The sequence below is a fragment of the Bacillus cereus group sp. RP43 genome (assembly GCF_040459645.1).
GTDB lineage: Bacteria > Bacillota > Bacilli > Bacillales > Bacillaceae_G > Bacillus_A > Bacillus_A mycoides_C.
Genome location: NZ_JARVHQ010000001.1, coordinates 2,258,321 through 2,279,440 on the forward strand (window position 1 = coordinate 2,258,321; position 21,120 = coordinate 2,279,440).

Below are 21,120 nucleotides of genomic sequence, written 5' to 3' on the forward strand. Positions count from 1 at the left end.
GCGGAACGTTTCACAAATAACCACCCCATCATACCCTTCCGTTAAGATAGCACCCCACGTTTACACGGTAATTTTGTAAACGTGACAGTTCTGTTCCTTTCGGAGACAGACCCAGCTCATATTTCCAGAGAAGAAATACAAACTTCGGCAACTTTTCCTTTCAAACGGAGTCAGTGACATTCTCTGTGTCTCGTCCGTTTTACTTTTAAAAGTCGCAACCTCTACCTCATCGGATTGATGAGGATTTATATATTGCTAAGATATTTAATATATGGCAATTGTAATGACTTTCTGAATATATTGCAAGGAATTTTGTTAGGAAAAGTCAAAAAATATCGGTTATTGTATAGGAAACGCTTGCAAAACTCCACCCGAACCTACTATTATGTAGCAATAAGCAAAGAAAAAATTGTTATACAAATGTTTCGCAAAAAATAATGAAAAACCCTTTAAAATTAAAAGAAAATTCAGAAAATATAATTCGACATAACTATTGAAGGGAATCACCTCTTTTATTTTGTTTCAAAGAAAAAACATAAGTATAAATTAAAAGAGTGAATATTCTTTCTTTTTGTAGTAAAATCGAAGTACCGTTTAATTAAAAAGGGGACGTCGTTATGAAATTAGAAACGGAAAGATTACATATTATCCCATGTGCAGAAGAATGGGTTCAAATTGCGAAGAATCAAGGATACAATAGTGGCCCGCATATTGCAGGGCATGTAGAAAGTGTAAAACAAGACGCAGCTTTATTACCTTGGGGTGCGTGGTATGTCATTCGAAAAGAAGATGACATCGTACTAGGGGATATAGGATTTAAAGGGAAACCGAACGAGAAACGTACAGTAGAAATTGGTTACGGTTTTATTAAGAAATATTGGAATAAAGGGTATGCTACAGAATCTGTAGATGAATTAATAAAGTGGGCTTTCCAGACAGAAGAGGTAGATACAATTATTGCGGAGACACTCCTTGAAAATGGTAGTTCGATTCGTGTATTAGAGAAATTACAAATGAAGAGAGTAGATACAACAGATACGATGATTAATTGGAAAATAGAAAAATAAAAAATACCGCTCGATATAGTTCGAGCGGTATTTTTATCATTATGGTAGCATTTGTTTTTGATCTTTCGGATAACCATCTGTCGATACGTTAGAACGATTGGAATGATTACGGACAGCAATAAAAATGGATATAATAACGACAAGACCAACTGCAATGTAAGAAAGTGAAATAATAGTTGGATCTACTTTAAATGTAGTAAGCAGTGTACGAATATTCGTAAAGATTATAAGGCCACCAACTAGTACGCCAAGCAAATGTGCTGGAACGATGCGAACTAACCATGCGGCGATTGGTGCAGCGACAATACCACCGAGCATGAGAGCAAATACCCAAACCCAGCTTACTTGTTCCCAGCCAAGTGAAATGAAAAAGCCAATCGTTGCAGCGAGTGAAACAGGAAATTCACTCGTATCAACAGATCCAATAACTTTTCTAGCTTCATTTCCTCTTGCAAGAAGTACAGGTGTTGTAATCGGTCCCCAACCACCGCCGCCTGTTGAATCGACGAATCCAGCGAATAAGCCGAGTGGCACAAGTTGTTTGGCAGACATGCGCTTTTTGGAAGTAACAATTTGTTTTTGAATAATGAATCGTAATAAAATATAAACGCCTAAAGTGAATAAAAATATTGAAATGTACGGTTTAATCACATCGCCAGGTAAATTACTTAAAAAACATGCCCCAATAAATGCGCCAATTGCCCCTGGTAATGTAAGTCTGGAAACCGTATATTTATCAACGTTTCCAAATTTGATATGCGATGCACCAGAAGCTGCGGTTGTAACGACTTCAGCTAAGTGAACAGATGCGGAAGCTACAGCTGGTGCAATACCAAACATTAATAATAGTGAGGTAGATGTTACCCCATACGCCATTCCAAGTGCGCCATCGATCAATTGAGCGAAAAATCCAATAATAGCAAAGACAATTAATTTCTGCATAAATAATCCCCCTGTAATAATAAATGAAAAAGGCACTTTTCCCGTATGAGAAAAGTGCCTTTGGTTTTTCCAATCAGCAATAATTAAATTTGTTTCATTATAATACACATTAATCGTATAAATCAACTGGGTTTTAAAGTTTTTTGAATTGAATGAAAGAAAAATAAAATATACAATAAAAGGATGGAGAGAAAGGGGAGAAAGACTATGTTAATGTTTGATCATCTCGTTCACGCAGTGAATTGTACACCGGAGGAAGCGGCAAAACAAATACAGGCACTAGGTTTTCATACTGCGTTAGGCGGAGAGCATACGAACTGGGGAACTTGGAATAGTTTATGTTATTTTGATTTATCATACATAGAATTTTTAGCTGTGCAGCATGAAGAAAAAGCGAAAGAAGCAGAAAATCCATTAGTGCAGGAAACGGTTGTTAAATTGCAAACTGGAGAAGGAATGCTACAAATCGCAATTCGAACAGATGCAATTGAAGAACTAGCAGTTAAGTTAAGCAAACATGGGTTACATACGATAGGGCCATTTAAAGGGAAACGTATGAGAAAAGATGGCCGGCTTTTAGAATGGAAAATGTTATTTGTAAAGCAAGAAGAAAGCGGGCCGAAATTACCTTTCTTTATACAGTGGAATGAAACCGATGAAGAAAGAAGAAACGACTTACGTAACATAGGGACGATCAAGGAACATAAAAACAAAGTGCAACAAATTGAAGTGATCCATTATGCAGTGAAAAATGTTCGAGAAACAGCGCGAAAGTGGAAAGAAGTAATGGGGCTAACTGCAAGTTCAGTCACAAAAAATAAAAAATGGAATGCTGAGTGCCAAAGTGTAGCGTTTGGTGACATTCATGTACAGTTTTGTGAACCGATTGGGGAAGGGCTAGTGAAAGAACACTTGAATAAGAATGGTGAATATCCTTTTGCAGTGGAATTTAAAGGGGAAAATAGACGAGAGTATGAAGTGTTAGGTAGTTTGTACATATATGAATAGAGGAGATGTTTTGGAAGGAATAGTAAGAGAGATAGAAAGAGGACTAGAGTGGCCCTGTATTATAAAATGTACAGCCATTACAAAAGGTTTTTCGCATGAGGAGAAATATAAAATTGAACTAGAGAATCGAGAAACGTATTTTGTAAAAGTGTGTGATTCTGCTAATTTTGAACGAAAACAAGAAGAATATACGTATATGAAACAATTAGAGTTATTACATATTCCAACGCCCAAGTTAATTCATTTCATAAAACTTGAAGAATTAAATAAATGTGTTCAAGTATTTGAATGGATTGACGGAATAAATGGTGAAGAGAGCTTACGGAAGTTATCGGTGGAAGAACAGTATGATGCAGGAAGAAAAGCAGGAGAAGTATTAAAGAGAATTCACTCAATTGAAAGAGAAAGTGCAAGTAATAAATGGGAAACATTTAGATGGAATAAATACGAAAGATACATAGAGGCACTAGCAGATTACGAGGTGAATTTTCTGGATTTGAAACCAGTATTAACCTTTGTAGAAAACCATAAAGACTTATTAAAAAATCGTCCAATCACATTTTTACACGATGACTTCCATCCAGCAAATAGTATGATTCATAACAAGGAGTTTATCGTTATCGATTTTGGGGGATATGATTTTGGTGATCCCATACATGATTTTTATAACGTAGCGATTTTTACTACAAGAATAAGCAAACCATTTGCGGTTGGACAAGTTCATGGTTATTGCGGAGGCGATCCGTCGCTCCATTTTTGGCAACTGTATTCATTATATGCAGCAATGACGTTCCCAGCGGACATCGTTTGGACAAACCGAAGCACGCCACATTTAGTAGATGATATGAAGGAAAGACTTAATGGAATTTTAGAAGAACATACTCATTTTTCGTCCTATGTTCCAAGATGGTATCAATCCTATCATATGGATATAATGAAAAATAAATAATGGAGGGATTCATTTGGATAAAATAGCAGTAATTTCAGATATTCATGGTAATATTCCGGCACTAGAATCTGTGCTGAAAGATATTAAATTAAGAGGAATCGAGCGCATTATTTGTCTTGGAGATTTAGTAGGGAAAGGTCCTCATTCTAGCGAAGTAATTGAAATCGTTCGTAAAGAATGTGAAGGAGTTGTAATGGGGAATTGGGATGATTTCATTACAAAGCCGACTGAATTTGAAGCGTTAAAATGGCATCAAAAACAATTATCAGAAGAACAAAATGATTATTTAAGAAGTTTACCATTTTCAATGGAATTTTTTATGAGCGGCAAACTGATTCGTATGTTCCACGCTTCACCAAGAAGTTTATATGAAAGAATACAACCGCATGCCTCAAGAGAAGAGCGTATTAGTATGTTCGAAAATAGTGAGCTCACAGAGAATATAGAAGGGGAAAGAAAACCAGATGTCGTTTGTTATGGTGACGTTCACCAAGCGTTCGTTCAAAATTTTAGAGGGAAAACGTTATGTAATGCTGGTAGTGTAGGAAACCCACTTGAAATTACACAAGCCTCCTATTTAATCTTTGAAGGAACTTACAATGAAAAAGAAGCAGCGAGCTTTTCCATTCAACTCGTACGAGTACCATATGATATTGAATTAGCCATCCGATTAGCTGAAGAGTTGGATATGCCAGAAATTGAGGAATACAAACAAGAATTACGGACTGCATTGTATCGAGGGTTTAAGGGGAAGTAAGGAAAATATAAAACAAAAAAATATATCAACGATTCGACAAAGGATATGGACTTACCAACAAATAGTGGTAAAATCATTTATTATAATTATATTATGTAAACTTGTTGTGGGAGGTAATATCATGCACCGAAAACAATGTATGAAAGAAATTGCTAATCATATTTTAAGGTTAAACTTAACCCATTCAATACGAGTTGGAGTAAGCGGTATTACAGCTTCAGGAAAGACAACATTTGCAAATGAGCTGGCAGAGGAAATGAAAAAACGAGGAGTACAAGCAACACGCGCAAGCATTGACGATTTTCATAACCCGAGAGTGATTCGTTATGCACAAGGAAAAGAGTCTGCAAGAGGATATTATGAAGATGCACATGATTATTCAGCTTTTAAAGAAAGATTATTGAAGCCTTTAGGACCTAATGGGAATTCACATTATGAAACGATATCTCATAACTTAATAACGGACATCCTTGTACATAATGAGCCGCTAGTGGCCTCTCAAAATATGGTATTAATAGTAGATGGAACATTTCTATTGAAAAAAGACATTGCACATCTATTTGATTATAAAATTTTTGTAGATACAGATTTTGAGATTGCGAGAAAACGTGGTGCAAAGCGAGAGACTGAAGCTTTTGGAAGTTATGAAGAAGCAGAGAAGATGTTTTTGAACAGGTATCATGCAGCTTGCCGGATATATATAGACGAGCATAATCCGAAAGAGTGTGCGGATGTTGTATTTTCTAATAGTGATTTTGAGAATCCAGAAGTTGTATTTAAAGGAATATAAAATCGTTTATATAGCAGAATAAAAAGGTAGAAAGGGGGTAGCTATCTATGCTTGAAACTCTACCAAATATAGATGTAATAAAAATCATTGCAGTTTTGAATGAGTTAAAATAATGAACTGAAATAATTTGTCTCTATAAACATGGAATTTCAACATAAAAAATAGTGTTATAATTTGTGAAAGGAGATGTTTTGGATGGATAAAAAAAATAATCCAAATGATTGGCCTTTATGGGCGAATGAGTCAGTAGAGATAGTTAATGCAAATCCTGATTGGCAAGATAAAGGAAGATGTGAAGAACAGCAACTTTATGAACTGCTTACTCCTCTCGGTATAAGTAAGGTAATACATATAGGAAGTACATCCATACCTGGTTTACCTGCAAAACCTATCATTGACCTAATGGCTGAAACAGAATCATTTGATAGAGTAGTAGATATTTCAGCTAAATTGGCTATATATGACTGGCATTATGTAAGCCCAGAAGTAGATGAAAGACCTTGGAGAAGGTTCTTTGTGAAAGTAAAGAATAATAGGCGTGTAGCTCATCTGCATTTGATGGTTAAAGGAACTGAGCGATGGGAGCAACAACTTTTATTTCGTAACCGCTTACGAGAAAATACACAATTAGTTTATGATTATTCAAATCTAAAGCAAGAGTTAGCAAAAAAGTTTAACCAAGATAGAGAAGCATATACAAAAGCTAAAACAGAATTTATTAAACAAGTTCTAAAATGATTTGAATTTTGATTGTAACTACGTTTGAATACAAATGAAAAAACATAATTTATTTTATAACCTAAACTTACATGAAATGCATGTAAACAAAGTGAGAAGCTTTGGTGTTCCAATGTATTTCCTTTTATTTCTCGGGAGAAATTTTATATAATTGAATCAATTTCATAGAAGGATAGATACTTAGTGAAAACGATTTTAGAAATCTACTTAATTTTATGAAATGAATTGAATTGCAGGGAGATAAGGTAAAAGGGGAAATATAAAAAAATCTTTAAAAAGGGGATAGGAAATATAATGACAGAAGTACTAGAATTAAAAGAAGAATTACAACAAATTAAAAATAATAATTATGCTGTGCCAGAAGACGTAGACGCATATCCATATGCACAGTGGATGCTAGATTATATCGGATCACCTGATGCTGAATTACGTGATGATTTGATATATAGTACGCTTCACACATGGATTACAAATGATGTATTTAGACAAAAAGAATTACGAGGATTAATGTTACAAGCGATTAGTCCTGATTATTTATTTTATAAAATTGGTGAAAAGGGAACAGATTCTGTATTTAAACGTGCGTTCTCCGTATTAATTCCGCCGCTTATTTTATCTGTTCATGAAAGAGAACCGCTGTTATCTGAAGAACAGCTGTATAGTGTGGCAGAACAAGTTCTGGAATATGTCTATTTAGAAGAAGATGTAAGGGGTTACGTAGAAGGAAAAGGCTGGGCACATTCTACTGCACATGCGGCAGATGCACTAGATGCTTTAGCACGTACAATACAAAATCGCGAGTTTTCATATGCAATACTAGCTGCTGTTCGTCAAAAAGTTCGTATGAATGACTACGTATACATACACTTTGAGGATGAGAGATTAGTAACGCCAATTATGTCGTTACGTAATCAAAATCTTTTAACTGAAGAAGAGTGGAGCAACTGGCTACATAGTATAGCAATTGTTGAAGACATCCGACATCCTCAGCATGCTATTTTAGTACAAAATATTAGAGCTTTCTTAAGAAGTTTATATTTTACAGCTTTAGAGAATGAGGGTGCTACTGCCTTTACAGATGATATATTGGAGACTTTGAAGGATTTGCGTAGGTATTAAAAAAGGCATTTGAATTGGAAATTTTAAAAGAAATTCATACTTAGAAACAAAGAGAAAATATTAATTTTGAAAAATTTATTAGAAATTTATTTTTACATTGTACCCTTTCAGTATGGGCTGAAAGGGGTGTCAAATGAAAAAATTATTGAAGATAGTAAAGATTATATTTTTTGTGTGTAGTAGCATTATTTTCCTTGGAACAGGCGCTGTATTTGTATATCATAACTATCAATTAAGAATGGAATCGAAATTAATAAATAATGAAGGTGAATTTGTTAATTTCAATAATAAAAAAGTGAATGTTTATAACGAGGGGAGCGGGAAGGATACGTTTGTATTTATGGCCGGATCTGGAATTGCCGCTCCTATTTATGAATTGAAAGGCTTATATAGTGAATTTTCGAAAGAAAACAAGATTTCTGTAATTGAGAGAGCTGGTTATGGATACAGTGATGTTTTTCAAGATGATAGAGATATTGATACGATACTAGAACAAACGAGAGAAGCACTTATTCAAAGTGGAAATAAACCACCATACATTTTAGTACCACACTCTCTATCGGGAATAGAGGCTATTTATTGGGCACAAAAATATCCAAGTGAAGTAAAAGGGATTATTGCGTTAGATATTGGTTTACCTAAACAGTACGTAACTCATAAAATAGGCATGGTTGATTCATTAAAAATAAAAGGGATGAATATTTTAACGAAAATTGGTTTTCAGAGATTAGTTCCCTCTATCACTTATAATCCCGAGGTCATTCGGCAATCCTTTTTAAACGAACAGGAAAAAGATGTTTATAAAGCGCTTACGTATAAGAAGGCTTTTAATGATGATATGAAGCAAGAGCTTTTACAAAGCTACAATAACGGTAAAAAATCAAATTCCTTATCAATCCCAAAAGAAACACCTATTTTATTTATAGATGCGATTGCTAGGCAATATAAAGATTCGAAGTATACAAAGCAAAAAAACGAAGATTATAAGGAGTTTGCTAGCAAGTTATTAATAGCTGATGTGAAAATAATTGAAGGTACACATAGTATTTATTTATACGCTCCTGATAAAATATATGTATTTGCTATGGATTTTATTAATAATAAAGTAGTTAAGAACTAAGCTATTGTTATTATAGCGATGAAAGGTCTACATAATGAAAGTATATAACATATTAATTGTTGAAGACGATTTAATTATAGGCGATTTATTACAAAAAATTTTGCAGCGAGAGAAGTATAATGTGTATTGGGAGAAAGAGGGAAGGAAAGTTCTTGATGTAATTCATGAAATAGATTTAGTCATAATGGATGTTATGTTACCAGGTGAAGATGGTTATCAAATTACAAAGAAAATAAAAAAATTAGGATTAAATATTCCAATTATATTTCTATCAGCTCGGAATGATATTGATAGTAAACTAAAAGGTTTAACTATTGGAGAAGAATACATGATAAAACCCTTTGATCCTAGAGAATTATTGTTAAGAATTCAGAAAATGTTAGATAATCAATATGGTACTTTCACGCAAATTAAACATTTATTTTTAGATGCAGAATATAAAAGAGTTTTCATTAATGGTTTACGTGATGAAGTTGCTTTTACTGCAATTGAGCGTAAGATATTCTTCTATTTATATGAAAATAGAGATAGAATTTTATCGAAAGAACACTTCTATGATTACCTATGGCAACTCGAAGATAGAAATCAAAATATCATGAACGTACATATAAAGAAAATCAGGACCAAAATTGATGATAAAACAGGTGATATTATTCAGAACATATATGGAGAAGGGTATAGACTAAATACCTATACGAAGAAATGAACTTAAAGAAAAAGTACCAGTTACTACTATTCTCCGCTATTATTAGCGTACCACTGTTATTGTTGTCGATTAGTATCTTTGTATCAGTTATTTATAATGCTGCCTTTAAAACTAAGAATAAGAACATTCCTTTTCACGAATCCTTTGCATATCCTACGATGTTAATCATATTTTTATTATCACTATTAGTATTAGCTTTTGTATTTTCAAAATCGATTAACACAGTATTAAATAAAATTAATGTATTAAATCAAACGATTCGAGATTTAGCTAGTGATAAAAAAATCCCTAATATAATAGATGTTAAAAGTGAGGATGAAATGGGTGAACTGATTAGGTCAGTAAACTTGCTTATAGAAAGAACGACTTATCGTGAATTAGAACTACAACAACAGGAACAAATTAAAAAGGAACTATTAAATAAATTAAGGCATGATATTAATACACCCTTAACAGCTGTTAGATTGCAATTATATTATTTAGAAGACGAATACGAAGAACAAGCAACAGTACTTGAATCAATGTATAAACAGATACAATATATTAGTGATCTAACTAACGAATTTAATATTCAATCTACAGAAACTTTAGAGGATACTTATATTGTGAATGATGAAGTGAATATACATAATTTAATAGAAAATACGATTAAAAAATGGAGCTATTTGTATAGCATTCATAAAATTGAATTAGTATATAATCCACAAGATAAAGAGTTGATATGGAATAGTAATGAGTTATGGATTCAAAGGCTATTTGATAATATTTTTCAAAATGTCATTAAACATTCAAAAGCTAAAAAACTCAAAATCATTATAGGTAAAGATATTGTTTCCTTTAGAGATAATGGGATTGGGTTTGATATAAATAGTAAAGGAACGGGCCTTGGTTTGAAAAATATTGAAGATATATCAAAGATGTTCGATATAAAATACACTTTACAATCAAATAGTGAGGGTACTATGTTTTCATTTAAAAATACTAAAGTTTAGAGCAAATTACATAAAACCAACACCTCCCAACCATACTAATAAAATGTGTTGGAGGTGAGTTTTATGGACAAAAAAGACTTTGAAAAAGTTTATAATGATTACTTACATCAAGGAGAAGCGCAAGCTCAATTTGAAGTAGACCATGAAGTCAATTCAGGAGCAGAACAAATTATTGCCGTTCGTAAAAATGATGATGGGGATTTAATTGCTTTTAAAACAAGTAGCGGGAGAGAGTTAGATTATATTACTGTTCTTAGTGAAGCGAAATCAGGGAAGTTAGCACATGTGGACGTATTTCATAAGTATGGTAGGGATATTATACGTAGTGAACCTGATGGAATAAAAGAAAATAACTTAGATAATTTACCTTCATTTTAAACGGGTAAACCCCAAGAAGAGAATGTTCATTTGGATATTCTCTTCTTTTTTATAAAGCTTTCCCTATAAATAGAAGATCCATTTCTAAAGTGCAATCATACTTTTAAAGAGCGCTCTAAATTTCTCTTTATCTTCTGCTGTAAATGGTTTTGGTCCCTTTGTACGCTTACCGCTCTTTCGAACCATTGCACTTAAATACCGTGTTTGTAATAGTTGTTCAATGTTTTCATTTGTATACTTGTACCCTTTATGGTGTAGCACGATACAGCCTTTTGCTAAAGCGAGTGAAGCAAGACCGTAATCTTGTGTTACGATTAAATCTTCTTTTTTTGCTAACTGCATAATCCGATAATCTGCAGCATCTGCTCCAGAATCAACATAAATTGTTTCTACGCCTGTTGGCTGTTCTGCATTAGAATAATGAGAAAAGCTAGTAACGAGGATAACAGGGATTTCTACATTCGTAGCTTCGGAAATAATCACATCTTTTACAGGACAAGCATCTGCATCAACGTAAATTTTCATTTTATCACTCCTAAAACTAGGTTCGAGTTGATGATAATGGTAGATTTAGGTTTTGTCAAACGATGATTTTGTATTTTAACTTACAAAAATTGTATATTTTAAAAAATTATGCTAACATAGAGTTGAAGGAATAATAAAAATTTTCAGAAAGAAGGAATTGAATGATTTATAAAGCAGATAACAATGTAAGGGAAAAGTTAGTTGAGATGTTTGATAATTTTGATAGTACTATTGTACTTTCATATCTACAAGGGCATATGGGAAGTGCATGGGTAGACAATCTTGAAAATCCAACTGTTGCTCAAATAACTGTAGGGATTTTTGTGTTTTATGCTGGGAATCCAAATGTAGAAGAAGCGAAAGAGTTACTATACAATCTTCCTGATTTTACTCTCGCTATTGTTGATTCGAATGAATGGAAAGAACGGATAGAGGCTATACATAAAGGATCAATTGAGAAGTTTAAAAGATTCAGATTTAATAAGAACCCTGACGATTTAGATAAAGGATACATACGGGATCTATTGTCTACATTACCTCAAGATTACGAAATGAAAAGAGTCGACAAAAATATAGCAAAGTCTTCGTCATTCCATGCACTCTCAGAAGATTTTATAAGTCAGTTTGATTCAATCGATGATTTTATTGATAGAGGCGTAGGGTATGCTATTTTAAATAAAGGAAAAGTTGTTTCTGCGGCAACATCATTTAGTGTATATGATGATGGAATCGAGATTGAAATTGCTAGTCATCCTGAACATAGAAGGAAAGGTTTAGCAACAATTGTAGCATCTGCACTAATATTAGATTGTCTAGATAGAGGGAAATACCCTAGTTGGGATGGAGCAAATTCTGAGTCTGTTGAACTAGCAAAAAAGCTAGGCTACACTTTTAAAGAATCTTATGATACATATTTTATTGAAATAAAAAAATGAACCAATACAAGTACATAAACTAAAGTGTTTTTAGTTTATGTACTTAGTTAAAAATTAATTAAATTCTATTGACGATATTTAAGGATGCTACTCATTTTTCACATACCAAAATAGCCTCACGTAAACGAGAAATACCTTCCTCGATTTGATCAATATTCACTTTTCCATAAGATAAACGAATATAACCATCTTTCGCGCCGAAAATACTACCTGGCATAAAAGCAATTTCTTGTTTTAAACTTTGCATAATAAGCTGTTTTTCGTTTATCGGTTCTTTTAATTTCCCCCATATGTATATACCACCGGTCGGGTTGGAAAAAGAGATTTTATCGTGAAGTTGCTCGTTTAAAGCACGGACGATAACATCTCTTTTTTCTGCCAGTTGTTTTCGTAACGGTACGATATGCGACTGAAATGGTACAGTTTCAAAAAATTGTTGCATCAGCCACTGGGGAAATATGCTCATACCTAATTCCATTTGGTGCCGTGCATCGGATAATCGCTCTACTACTGACTGCGGAGCGACAAGCCAGCCGACTCGTAACCCTGGTGCAATCATTTTTGATAAGGAATGTACATATATGACAGTTCCATTTTCATCAATAGATTTCAAAGTAGGGCAAGGTTGTTTATTTTCTAACGTAAGTAAACTAGATGGATCATCTTCAACGATCGCAATTCGTAAGTCTGCGCAAAGTGATAAAAGTTTTTTTCTACGGTTTGGATGCAGCATCGTTCCCGTAGGGTTTTGGAAATTTGGATTTAAAAAGATCATTTTAATACGATGCTTTCTATATAACTCTTGCACATCATCCGGATTAATACCATGCTCATCGACAGGTAATGGGAAAATACGAATACCTGCTGATTGGAATAACGGTAATGAATAGCAGTGAGAAGGACTTTCGAAAGCGACTGCATCACCTGGATTTAATAAACATTGTACGATAAGGTGAAGTGCTTGCTGCGCGCCAGATGTAATCATAATCGACTGTTCGGTCGCTTCAACCTTCAAATATTCTTTCATATATTTTACTACCGCTTGTCTTAGCGGTAGATACCCTTGCGGATGATCGTAACTTAATGACTGCGTTAACGGTTGTTCTCGTAAAATCGTTTGTAGTTGATCGTGAGGATAGAGGTTACAACCGAGCTCCCCGTTTGCGAAATCAATAATGTTTTCATTTTGCTGCACTTCTGCCCGAATATGGCGAAGTAACGGTAAGTTTGGTAAGAAAGTCCCGCCTTCTACGAAACCTCTCCAGTTCGGCGTTAATGTTGGAGAAACACCCCACATATGTGTACTCACACGTGTACCTTTACCAGTCGTACTTTCTACAATTCCCATAGCCCGCAGTTCATTATAAGCAGTCGTTACCGTACTTCGGTTTACATTTAACTGCGTAGCTAATTTTCGTTCTGAAGGGAGGAAGCTACCTGGAGGAAGCTCTCCGTATGTAATACGTCTTTCAATAAAGTCAACAACTTGCTGATAAATAGGAATTTTACTGTCACTATCTAGCTTCCATTCCATAAAAAACGCCTCCGTATCTTTTCACTACATCAAGTATAACAAATTGGCTGGGTAAAAAAACAGCCAATTGGACGGTGTTTTATCCAGCCAATTTTACTATGCTAAATAGGGAAGGGGAGATTCGGATGAAACGATGGCAAATGGAGTGGCTCCTAGTATCAGTTGCATTAGTATGGGGAGCAAATTATACAATTGGAAAGTATGGCGTGGCATTTATGTCATCCATTCAATTTAATAGTTTACGATTTTTAGTAGCATCACCGGTATTATTACTTATTACATTTTTAATGGAACGCTCATTACGTATTGAAAAAAAAGATTGGTTACGATTATTAGCAGTCGGTATCGTTGGAACGACAATGTATCAAACGATGTTTATGCTATCTGTGAAATATACTTCAGCAACGAACGCCTCATTATTAATTGCGATGTCACCTATATTTACAGGGATATTAGCAGTATTACACAAACAAGAACGATTTTCGATGAAAGTACAAATTGGTTCGATAGTAGCATTTATTGGTGCAGCATTCGTTTTATTAACAGGGCATACAGGAGGAGCTACTTACGAGTATGCATGGCTTGGAAATATAATTGGATTACTCGCAGCGATTGCGTGGGGATGGTATCCAATATTAGCGCAGCCTCTTATTACAAAATACTCCGCAATGAGAGTCACATCATGGTCTACTTTAATTGGAATTGTACCACTCGTTGTATATTGTTTATTCAACGTAAATACGTTAACGTGGCCAGTAGACATGCCAAGCTGGGGATCACTAGCATATTCAATCGTCTTTGCGACAATCTTTGGACTTGCAATGTGGTATGTCGGTATTAGTAAAATCGGCTCAACGAAAGTAATGGTTTATATGTATCTCGTACCATTGTTCGCAGTTATCTTTGCGGCTGTAACTATTGGAGAGCAAATAAACATGATGCAACTAGTTGGCGGTCTAATTATCTTTATCGGTTTATATGTTGTAAAAAAAGGCGGAATCAAAAAGCCAGCTCTCAATTTGAAAAAAGTAAGTTAACAGTAAAAATGATCTCTTTCATATAGAAGGAGATCATTTTTTGTTTCGTAATAAAAGCGCTTGTTCAACAGCCCATTTTTGATGATTATGAATTAGAAGCTCTACAGCATGTAATGGGGACACCCACTTTAAAACATGATCTTCTTCACAGTTATCGGTTTGTTTCTGTACCATGTTTGCAATGTAAAAGAACCCATCGTTTAAATAATATGTATCTTCCTTTTCCGCATAAAAATATCGCGTTGCATTACCGATATACTGTTCGATTTCAATTGTCCATCCTAATTCCTCGAGTAATTCACGGTGCAAACATTTTTCTTTTGTTTCATTACCTTCCATACCGCCACCTGGTAAAAAATAACGTTCTCCATTTTGAATGATAGCTATGTTTGAAGTAGTTGGATCAAAAATAACCGCATAACAGCTTGGCCGTAATACATACTGAACAGTAGGTTTTTTATAACCAAATGTGAGTTTCGAAATCATAAAACACGACCTTTCTCTATAAAATACATAAAAGGGATAATAAGGTAAATGTCGAATTATATTAAGATAATCATAGTTGATTGGAGTGATAACAAAATGATAAATCGAAAATGTTCAAGGTGTAAAAAAATAACAGGGACAATACATGGTGGTAAAAAAATTAATGAAGAATTTTTATGCGAAGATTGTCTGCAAAAAGGAATTGCGAGTGGGGAAATCGAATTATCACAAGTGGAGAAAGAACAAACTTCGTATCTTTCTATAAAAATATTAAAAATAATGAGTGTTATTTATCTAGTAGTATCTATTATAACCACTTTTTCTGCTGGAGCACTTATACAGGATCCAGGGCTTGGTGGGATATCATTTTCAATAACAGGTGCAGTTGGTGTTATGATAATTGGATCGATATTCCAATCTGTTCTTGTATTTTGTGGTATTTGGGTGTTCATCCTTCTAGTAGAAACCGTCATTAAAATATATGAAAAAATGAAGTGAGTGAGAGGGAGAAATACATGCGCGTAAGAAACATTCAAGGGGAAGATTATGAAAAGATTCATTCTGTTTTAAATGATTGGTGGGGCGGGAGAGACATGGCTCATATGTTGCCAAAATTGTTCTTCGTTCACTTTCAAGAAACGAGTTTTATCATTGAAGAAGAGGAAGAAACGTTAGGTTTCTTATGTGGATTCTGTTCACAAACACATAAAGAGGAAGCTTATGTACATTTTATCGGTGTAAATCCAAAGTATAGAAGAAGAGGAATCGCATCGACATTGTATTCTTATTTCTTTGATATTGCTCGTGCAAATAATCGTAAAGTTGTAAAAGCAATCACATCACCAGTTAATAAAAAATCGATACTATTTCATCAAGAAATTGGTTTTCGAATTGAGGCTGGGGATGATGAAATAGAAGGTGTATCCGTACATACAAATTATGATGGGAACGGCGGGAGTAGAGTTTTATTTTTAAAACATGTGTAAAGTAGGCTAACGTGAGGTTAGCCTTTTTGTTGTGAGGAGGAAAGAACATGGAGAGTTCTCAAAGTAGAAACGAGTATTTACGACGTATTTATAAAGTGCAAGATTATATAGAATCACACATAAATGATTCACTTTCCATTGAAGATTTAGCTAATGTGGCAGGCTTTTCAAAATTTCATTTTCATAGAATTTTTAAAGGGATGATGGATGAGCCATTATCTCGGTATGTGAATCGTTTAAAGCTAGAAAGAGCAACAAATCTACTTACATACCGTCGAGATATGACGATTACAGATGTTGCTTACCATTTTGGTTTCACAGATTCAGCAGTTTTCTCCCGAACATTTAAAAGTCATTATGGAGTAAGTCCGTCTTACTATAGAAATCACAATAGCAAGAATTGCAAAGACGTTAGGCAAGGTTCTCAATACAATGAGTGTAAGAAGGTTCGAGGAGAGGTCGAAATTGTAACAGCGGACAATGTAAACGTCGCATACATAAGACATGTAGGTACATATAAAGACTTAGCTAAAGCTTTTCCGGAAATGATAGAAAAATTATTTCATTACGCAATGGAGCAAAATTATCATGTATTCGAGGATACGAAGATATTAACAATTTATCACGATCATCATGAATTCACAGAAGACAATCATTTAAGAACAAGTCTATGTATAACAATTCCAGATGGAGTAGAAGAAGGAAATAGCGAAATTGGACTAATGACAATACCATCAGGGAAATATGCAGTAGGACACTTTGAAATATCGCAAGATGAATATAAAGGAGCATGGGATTTTTTATACGGTGAATGGCTGCCGAATAGCGGATATAAACCGAGAGATTCGTATCCTTTTGAAGTATATAGAAATGATGCAGGGCAGCATCCGGAAAATAAACATATAGTCGATATATATGTACCTATCGAACCTTTTTAATCATAGATTAAGGGGGAAGAAGAATGAAAACGGCTGAACAGTTAGATTGTGTTGTAAAAGAAGAATATAAAAATATTAATGGTATGTTAGTAATGCAGAAAGGTAATGTTACTTTTGAAAATTATTATAATGGTTACGGTCCAGATGATGCATATCATGTAGCATCAGTAACAAAAACGATAATCTCTGCATTAATTGGGATATGTGTAGATAAAGGTTATATAAAAAATGTTGATCAAAAAGTAATAGAGCTTTTTCCAGAATATAATCTAAAGGAATCTGAGGTAACAGTAGGACATCTTCTTACAATGACAGCTCCATATCCTTATGTGGACTGGCAGGAACCGTTAGAAGAATTATGCACACAACAGGACTGGGTGCAGTATACACTTAATCGAATTGGGAACGGCGGGCAAATTGGAGCTTTTAAATATTCATCTGCAGGAGCTCATTTACTATCAGCAATTATTACGAGTGTAACAGGGAAAAGTGCTCGTGAATTTGCGAACGACCATCTATTCCAGCCTATTGGCATGAGAGAAATTCCAAACTACAATATGAAAGCATTTGGATTTGATGACTTATTCGGAAAAGATGTGAAAGGATGGGTTCACGATCCAAATGGTATTACAACTGGCGGCTGGGGACTGACGTTAACGGTTAGAGATATGGCTAAGTTTGGACGTTTGTATTTAAACGAAGGTATTCATAATGGAGAGCAAATTCTATCAAAATCATGGGTAAAAGAATCAACAGCAATGAATTCGAATCAATACGGTTACTTATGGTGGTTACGAGAAGAAGATGGTGTCTATTCATATTGTGCAATGGGAGATGGTGGAAATGTAATTTGTTGTATACCGGAGAAGGAATTGGTGGTGGTAATTGCGTCTGAGATTATACCGGAAGCGAAGGATAGATGGGAGCTAATTTCGAAATATATTCTTTCTTGTATACAAACAAATAATTAATTTTAGCAAAAAAAGATGGTATGAACTGGAATTTCATAACGTCTTTTTTGCTATTATGTATAAGTAAGAGATAGAAAGAGATTTCTCTAGATGGATAAAAGACGTTGTTTGAAAGGTGAGGGTATGATGACAAAGTCTAATGTTGTGGAAATAATTTCAGCTTTAGTAGCTATTATCGGTGTGTATATACTAATAAATACACCAGAAATGGGGAGTAAGGCAGCAAGTGAAGCTGTTGCAGAGCAAGGCGGTCATATGGATACGGGTACATATGTAGCTATATTACAAGGATACGGAAATTCTTATACAATTCTAGGTGCGATTTGTTTATTCATGGGGTTGCTCAGTTTAATTTCGATTATTTCAATTCAAGTGTATAAAAATAAATAGAGGTTAAAAAATAATGCTCCTGCTAATTTGGTAGGAGCATTACTTTTATAAATAAGATTTTTATATTATATGTTAATTATTATATTGGGATAACTGCTTTTTATTGGTTCCGTTGGCTCGAAATAGGCAAAGACTTAGCATTTGATAAAAGAGTAAAGCAAATGCTTATTTCAGTGTGTCAGAAGTCTATAGACCAGTTGAAATTAAGGTATGCATAGAGAAACAGACCCTTTAAAGAGGATGTTTAAGCGGTTTTACCTTGTTCCTCCCAAGATATGAAATTACCAATGCAATCGGAGCAACAAAAGGTAAAAGGGGAGTCCAACCAATGAAATAAAATATTGGTGCTAAGAAAGCCATCCCACCAAAGAGCATTGTTAATTGGGATTTTTTCTCGAATCCATAAACAACTAATAATAATCCTGCTACTATCAACATTACAAAAGAGATATTAAGCAAATTCATATAATCACCTCCGACTAATCTGTAAAATAATTCTATATATATTATATACCAAATTACATGAAAATTTCATTTCATAAAAAACAACAATGTTTACGAAAACAGCCAATATTAATTAAATGTAAATGATGTGTTGGTAATGTGAAATTTTCCATCTCCTGATTTTGCCCTATGTTTTCTATGTATAATAAAAATACTAAATCAATGTGCCTATATAAAGCACTAATAAGAACATTATCAATTTAACCTCTTCCATTTCACTCACCTTAAAAAAATAAATACATTCAGTAGTTTCATAGTAAAGATTTATACATAATCAAAATCATTAAAAAGGTAATAAAAATGCGGAGGATATATGAATCTAATATTAAAAGAAATAGCAGTGAACAGAAAAATATTCATTATGTTACTTATTGGATTTGTATTAACGATATTGCCGATACTAATAGCTATATCTACTCGTGATTATTATGATGAGAAATTTTATGAGCGTAAAAATGGTTACTTTAAATATTACTATTCTATTCATCTTACGAGTAAAGGGGAATTAAGTTTTAGTGAAATAAGAAGGAATAGAGTTCATAAAACAAGAAATGAAATAATCGGGTTTATTTTTCAATATTTCGCGTTGTTAAAAGAACATACTGTACTGGATAATGTAGCACTACCGCTAACATATAGAAAGTTAAAGCAACGGGAAAGAGAAAATAAGGCGAAGTTCTATTTGGAAAAAGTAGGTTTAAAAGAACAAATGCATAAAACACCCGATGAACTATCAGGTGGTCAGCAACAGCGGGTAGCTATCGCAAGAGCGTTAGTAGGCGAACCAGAATTAATTTTGGCCGATGAACCGACTGGAAATTTAGATAGGAAAACGGGAGAAGAAATTATGAATCTGCTATTACAACTGAATGAAGAAGGTAGAACGATTATCATTGTAACGCATGATATTGAAGTAGCGAATCAGTGTAATAGAATAATTGAGTTAGTTGATGGGGAAGTTGTGCAGAGTTAAAGAATTAATGAACAGAATGAGAGTTAGCAATTCAGCTAAGGTACATATAAAAATACAATTACTTACTATTTAAGAAACCATGATGATTAACTTTTTAAAATGGTTTCTTTTTAGTATATGGACTTGAAAGTGTAGTGGAAAAATAAATTATTCACCCGTAACTTTCCACAATAAAAAATCGTTAAACAATAGAGATGATTTTTAATCATGAATGGGGGAGAAACATGAAGATTTTAATTCTAGGTGGTACACGTTTTTTAGGAAGAGCTTTAGTAGAAGAGGCTTTGAACAGAGGGCATGAAGTTACATTATTCAACCGTGGAACAAATAAAGAAATTTTTCCAGACGTAGAGCAGTTAATCGGTGACAGAAATGATGATGTTTCAAGTTTAGAAAATCGAAAATGGGATATGGTCATAGATACGTGTGGATTTTCCCCTCATCACATTAGGAAAGTAGGAGAAGTACTTAAAGATAATATAAAGCATTATACATTCATCTCAAGCGTTTCCGTATATAAAGATTGGATCCCGCATCACATAAAAGAAGATTATAAATTACTACCTGAACCACCAAGTGATAAGGTAAAAGCTGTAGAGAATGGAGAAATATCTCCATATGAGTATTACGGTGCGCTAAAAGTATTATGTGAAAAAGAGGCAGAGAAGTATTGGCCTGGTCGTGTTTTACACGTAAGAGCAGGACTTCTTTCAGGAATGTTTGATTATACAGATAGACTTCCTTACTGGGTTCAGCGCGTAGCAAAGGGCGGCAATATATTAGTTCCCGGCAGGAAAAATCGACCAGTGCAGTTTGTTGATATAAAAGATGTTGCAAGCTGGGGATTAAACATGGCAGAAAACAATAAAGTAGGTACATTTAATGTAACGGGTCCGAAAGATGAATTGACGATGGAGGAGTTATTAAATACGTGTAAAAAGGTTACGAATAGCCATGCTGAATTCGTTTGGGTCGATGAATCATTTATGAATGAGAATAAAGTGCAGCCATGGACAGAAATGCCATTATGGCTTCCGGAAACTTTTTCATTAGAAGGTGAAACGAAGCCGTGGAAAGGTGGATTTTCTATTAGTATCGAGAACGCTGTTAAAGAGGGGCTCGCTTTTAGCACTTTAGAAGATACAGTTACAGATGTGTATGAGTGGATGAAAGAAACGAAAGATAGGGAATTAAAGGCAGGTATTTCAATTGAAAAAGAAAAGGTGCTGTTAGATAAGTGGTACGAAATAAAGAGAGTTTAAATAAGAATCCTAT

General features: G+C 34.0%; 25 protein-coding genes, 1 pseudogene and 1 riboswitch. Of the genes and pseudogenes, 21 read left to right on the forward strand and 5 right to left on the reverse strand.

Going from position 1 to position 21,120, the window contains the following annotated elements; genetic code table 11:
• Positions 1-39: 39 nt before the first annotated feature.
• A riboswitch (Lysine riboswitch) is annotated at positions 40-232 on the reverse strand.
• 385 nt (positions 233-617) lie between these two features.
• Entirely contained in the window at positions 618-1,067 is a 450-nt protein-coding gene (locus QCI75_RS11865; RefSeq protein WP_353760533.1) for a GNAT family N-acetyltransferase, read from the forward strand.
• Positions 1,068-1,106: 39 nt separating this feature from the next.
• On the opposite strand, the gene QCI75_RS11870 is transcribed toward QCI75_RS11865, so the two are convergent.
• Complete coding sequence (locus tag QCI75_RS11870) at positions 1,107-2,009, reverse strand: sulfite exporter TauE/SafE family protein (protein WP_235676329.1); 903 nt, start codon at positions 2,007-2,009, stop codon at positions 1,107-1,109.
• Positions 2,010-2,216: 207 nt separating this feature from the next.
• On the opposite strand from QCI75_RS11870, the gene QCI75_RS11875 reads away from it, so the two are divergent.
• From QCI75_RS11875 to QCI75_RS11920, 10 genes are all read left to right on the forward strand, one after another.
• A complete protein-coding gene (locus QCI75_RS11875) occupies positions 2,217-3,017 on the forward strand; it encodes a VOC family protein (RefSeq protein ID WP_144505482.1) in 801 nt (266 codons plus the stop codon).
• 10 nt (positions 3,018-3,027) lie between these two features.
• Positions 3,028-3,966, forward strand: a complete 939-nt coding sequence (locus QCI75_RS11880; RefSeq protein WP_144505483.1) for an aminoglycoside phosphotransferase family protein — start codon at positions 3,028-3,030, stop codon at positions 3,964-3,966.
• Between the two features lie 13 nt (positions 3,967-3,979).
• The gene (locus tag QCI75_RS11885) at positions 3,980-4,723 is read left to right on the forward strand and encodes a metallophosphoesterase family protein (RefSeq protein WP_144505484.1); all 744 of its coding nucleotides are present in this window, start codon (positions 3,980-3,982) and stop codon (positions 4,721-4,723) included.
• Between the two features lie 121 nt (positions 4,724-4,844).
• Positions 4,845-5,513, forward strand: a complete 669-nt coding sequence (locus QCI75_RS11890; protein WP_144505485.1) for a nucleoside/nucleotide kinase family protein — start codon at positions 4,845-4,847, stop codon at positions 5,511-5,513.
• A 195-nt stretch (positions 5,514-5,708) separates the two neighbouring features.
• Positions 5,709-6,251: a GrpB family protein gene (locus tag QCI75_RS11895; RefSeq protein WP_144505486.1), complete on the forward strand. Its 543-nt coding sequence runs from the start codon at positions 5,709-5,711 to the stop codon at positions 6,249-6,251.
• Between the two features lie 294 nt (positions 6,252-6,545).
• The gene (locus QCI75_RS11900; RefSeq protein WP_144505487.1) at positions 6,546-7,370 is read left to right on the forward strand and encodes a DUF2785 domain-containing protein; all 825 of its coding nucleotides are present in this window, start codon (positions 6,546-6,548) and stop codon (positions 7,368-7,370) included.
• A 133-nt stretch (positions 7,371-7,503) separates the two neighbouring features.
• Complete coding sequence (locus QCI75_RS11905) at positions 7,504-8,490, forward strand: alpha/beta fold hydrolase (protein WP_144505488.1); 987 nt, start codon at positions 7,504-7,506, stop codon at positions 8,488-8,490.
• A 34-nt stretch (positions 8,491-8,524) separates the two neighbouring features.
• Positions 8,525-9,196: a response regulator transcription factor gene (locus QCI75_RS11910; protein ID WP_098080631.1), complete on the forward strand. Its 672-nt coding sequence runs from the start codon at positions 8,525-8,527 to the stop codon at positions 9,194-9,196.
• Positions 9,193-10,188: a sensor histidine kinase gene (locus QCI75_RS11915; RefSeq protein ID WP_353760534.1), complete on the forward strand. Its 996-nt coding sequence runs from the start codon at positions 9,193-9,195 to the stop codon at positions 10,186-10,188. Before QCI75_RS11910 ends, QCI75_RS11915 begins: the two co-directional genes overlap by 4 nt.
• A gap of 63 nt (positions 10,189-10,251) precedes the next feature.
• Positions 10,252-10,566: a DUF3892 domain-containing protein gene (locus QCI75_RS11920; RefSeq protein ID WP_353760535.1), complete on the forward strand. Its 315-nt coding sequence runs from the start codon at positions 10,252-10,254 to the stop codon at positions 10,564-10,566.
• 84 nt (positions 10,567-10,650) lie between these two features.
• On the opposite strand, the gene QCI75_RS11925 is transcribed toward QCI75_RS11920, so the two are convergent.
• Complete coding sequence (locus QCI75_RS11925; RefSeq protein WP_144505490.1) at positions 10,651-11,091, reverse strand: YaiI/YqxD family protein; 441 nt, start codon at positions 11,089-11,091, stop codon at positions 10,651-10,653.
• Positions 11,092-11,252: 161 nt separating this feature from the next.
• Here QCI75_RS11925 and QCI75_RS11930 point away from each other — a divergent pair, with 161 nt between their 5' ends.
• Positions 11,253-12,026 (forward strand): GNAT family N-acetyltransferase, encoded by a 774-nt coding sequence (locus QCI75_RS11930; protein WP_002146926.1) that lies wholly within the window; start codon positions 11,253-11,255, stop codon positions 12,024-12,026.
• A gap of 91 nt (positions 12,027-12,117) precedes the next feature.
• Here QCI75_RS11930 and pdxR read toward each other — a convergent pair whose 3' ends face one another.
• On the reverse strand, positions 12,118-13,560 hold the full coding sequence (gene pdxR, locus QCI75_RS11935; RefSeq protein ID WP_144505492.1) for a MocR-like pyridoxine biosynthesis transcription factor PdxR: 1,443 nt from the start codon (positions 13,558-13,560) through the stop codon (positions 12,118-12,120).
• Between the two features lie 125 nt (positions 13,561-13,685).
• On the opposite strand from pdxR, the gene QCI75_RS11940 reads away from it, so the two are divergent.
• Positions 13,686-14,597, forward strand: coding sequence for a DMT family transporter (locus QCI75_RS11940; protein ID WP_353760536.1), 912 nt, complete (start codon positions 13,686-13,688; stop codon positions 14,595-14,597).
• A gap of 33 nt (positions 14,598-14,630) precedes the next feature.
• On the opposite strand, the gene QCI75_RS11945 is transcribed toward QCI75_RS11940, so the two are convergent.
• Positions 14,631-15,083, reverse strand: a complete 453-nt coding sequence (locus tag QCI75_RS11945) for an NUDIX hydrolase (RefSeq protein WP_353760537.1) — start codon at positions 15,081-15,083, stop codon at positions 14,631-14,633.
• Between the two features lie 96 nt (positions 15,084-15,179).
• Here QCI75_RS11945 and QCI75_RS11950 point away from each other — a divergent pair, with 96 nt between their 5' ends.
• From QCI75_RS11950 to QCI75_RS11975, 6 genes and pseudogenes are all read left to right on the forward strand, one after another.
• Entirely contained in the window at positions 15,180-15,581 is a 402-nt protein-coding gene (locus tag QCI75_RS11950) for a DUF3980 domain-containing protein (protein ID WP_144505495.1), read from the forward strand.
• Between the two features lie 17 nt (positions 15,582-15,598).
• The gene (locus QCI75_RS11955; RefSeq protein WP_144505496.1) at positions 15,599-16,069 is read left to right on the forward strand and encodes a GNAT family N-acetyltransferase; all 471 of its coding nucleotides are present in this window, start codon (positions 15,599-15,601) and stop codon (positions 16,067-16,069) included.
• Between the two features lie 47 nt (positions 16,070-16,116).
• On the forward strand, positions 16,117-17,007 hold the full coding sequence (locus QCI75_RS11960; protein ID WP_353760538.1) for an AraC family transcriptional regulator: 891 nt from the start codon (positions 16,117-16,119) through the stop codon (positions 17,005-17,007).
• Positions 17,008-17,030: 23 nt separating this feature from the next.
• Positions 17,031-17,978, forward strand: coding sequence for a serine hydrolase domain-containing protein (locus tag QCI75_RS11965; protein ID WP_144505498.1), 948 nt, complete (start codon positions 17,031-17,033; stop codon positions 17,976-17,978).
• Between the two features lie 90 nt (positions 17,979-18,068).
• Entirely contained in the window at positions 18,069-18,368 is a 300-nt protein-coding gene (locus tag QCI75_RS11970) for a hypothetical protein (protein ID WP_144505499.1), read from the forward strand.
• Positions 18,369-18,469: 101 nt separating this feature from the next.
• Positions 18,470-18,586: pseudogene (locus tag QCI75_RS11975) on the forward strand (IS1595 family transposase); the annotation flags it as partial.
• A 13-nt stretch (positions 18,587-18,599) separates the two neighbouring features.
• Here QCI75_RS11975 and QCI75_RS11980 read toward each other — a convergent pair.
• Complete coding sequence (locus tag QCI75_RS11980; protein WP_144505500.1) at positions 18,600-18,833, reverse strand: hypothetical protein; 234 nt, start codon at positions 18,831-18,833, stop codon at positions 18,600-18,602.
• A 352-nt stretch (positions 18,834-19,185) separates the two neighbouring features.
• On the opposite strand from QCI75_RS11980, the gene QCI75_RS11985 reads away from it, so the two are divergent.
• Positions 19,186-19,845, forward strand: coding sequence for an ABC transporter ATP-binding protein (locus QCI75_RS11985; RefSeq protein ID WP_337692280.1), 660 nt, complete (start codon positions 19,186-19,188; stop codon positions 19,843-19,845).
• Between the two features lie 224 nt (positions 19,846-20,069).
• On the forward strand, positions 20,070-21,107 hold the full coding sequence (locus QCI75_RS11990) for an SDR family oxidoreductase (RefSeq protein WP_144505501.1): 1,038 nt from the start codon (positions 20,070-20,072) through the stop codon (positions 21,105-21,107).
• Positions 21,108-21,120: the final 13 nt, after the last annotated feature.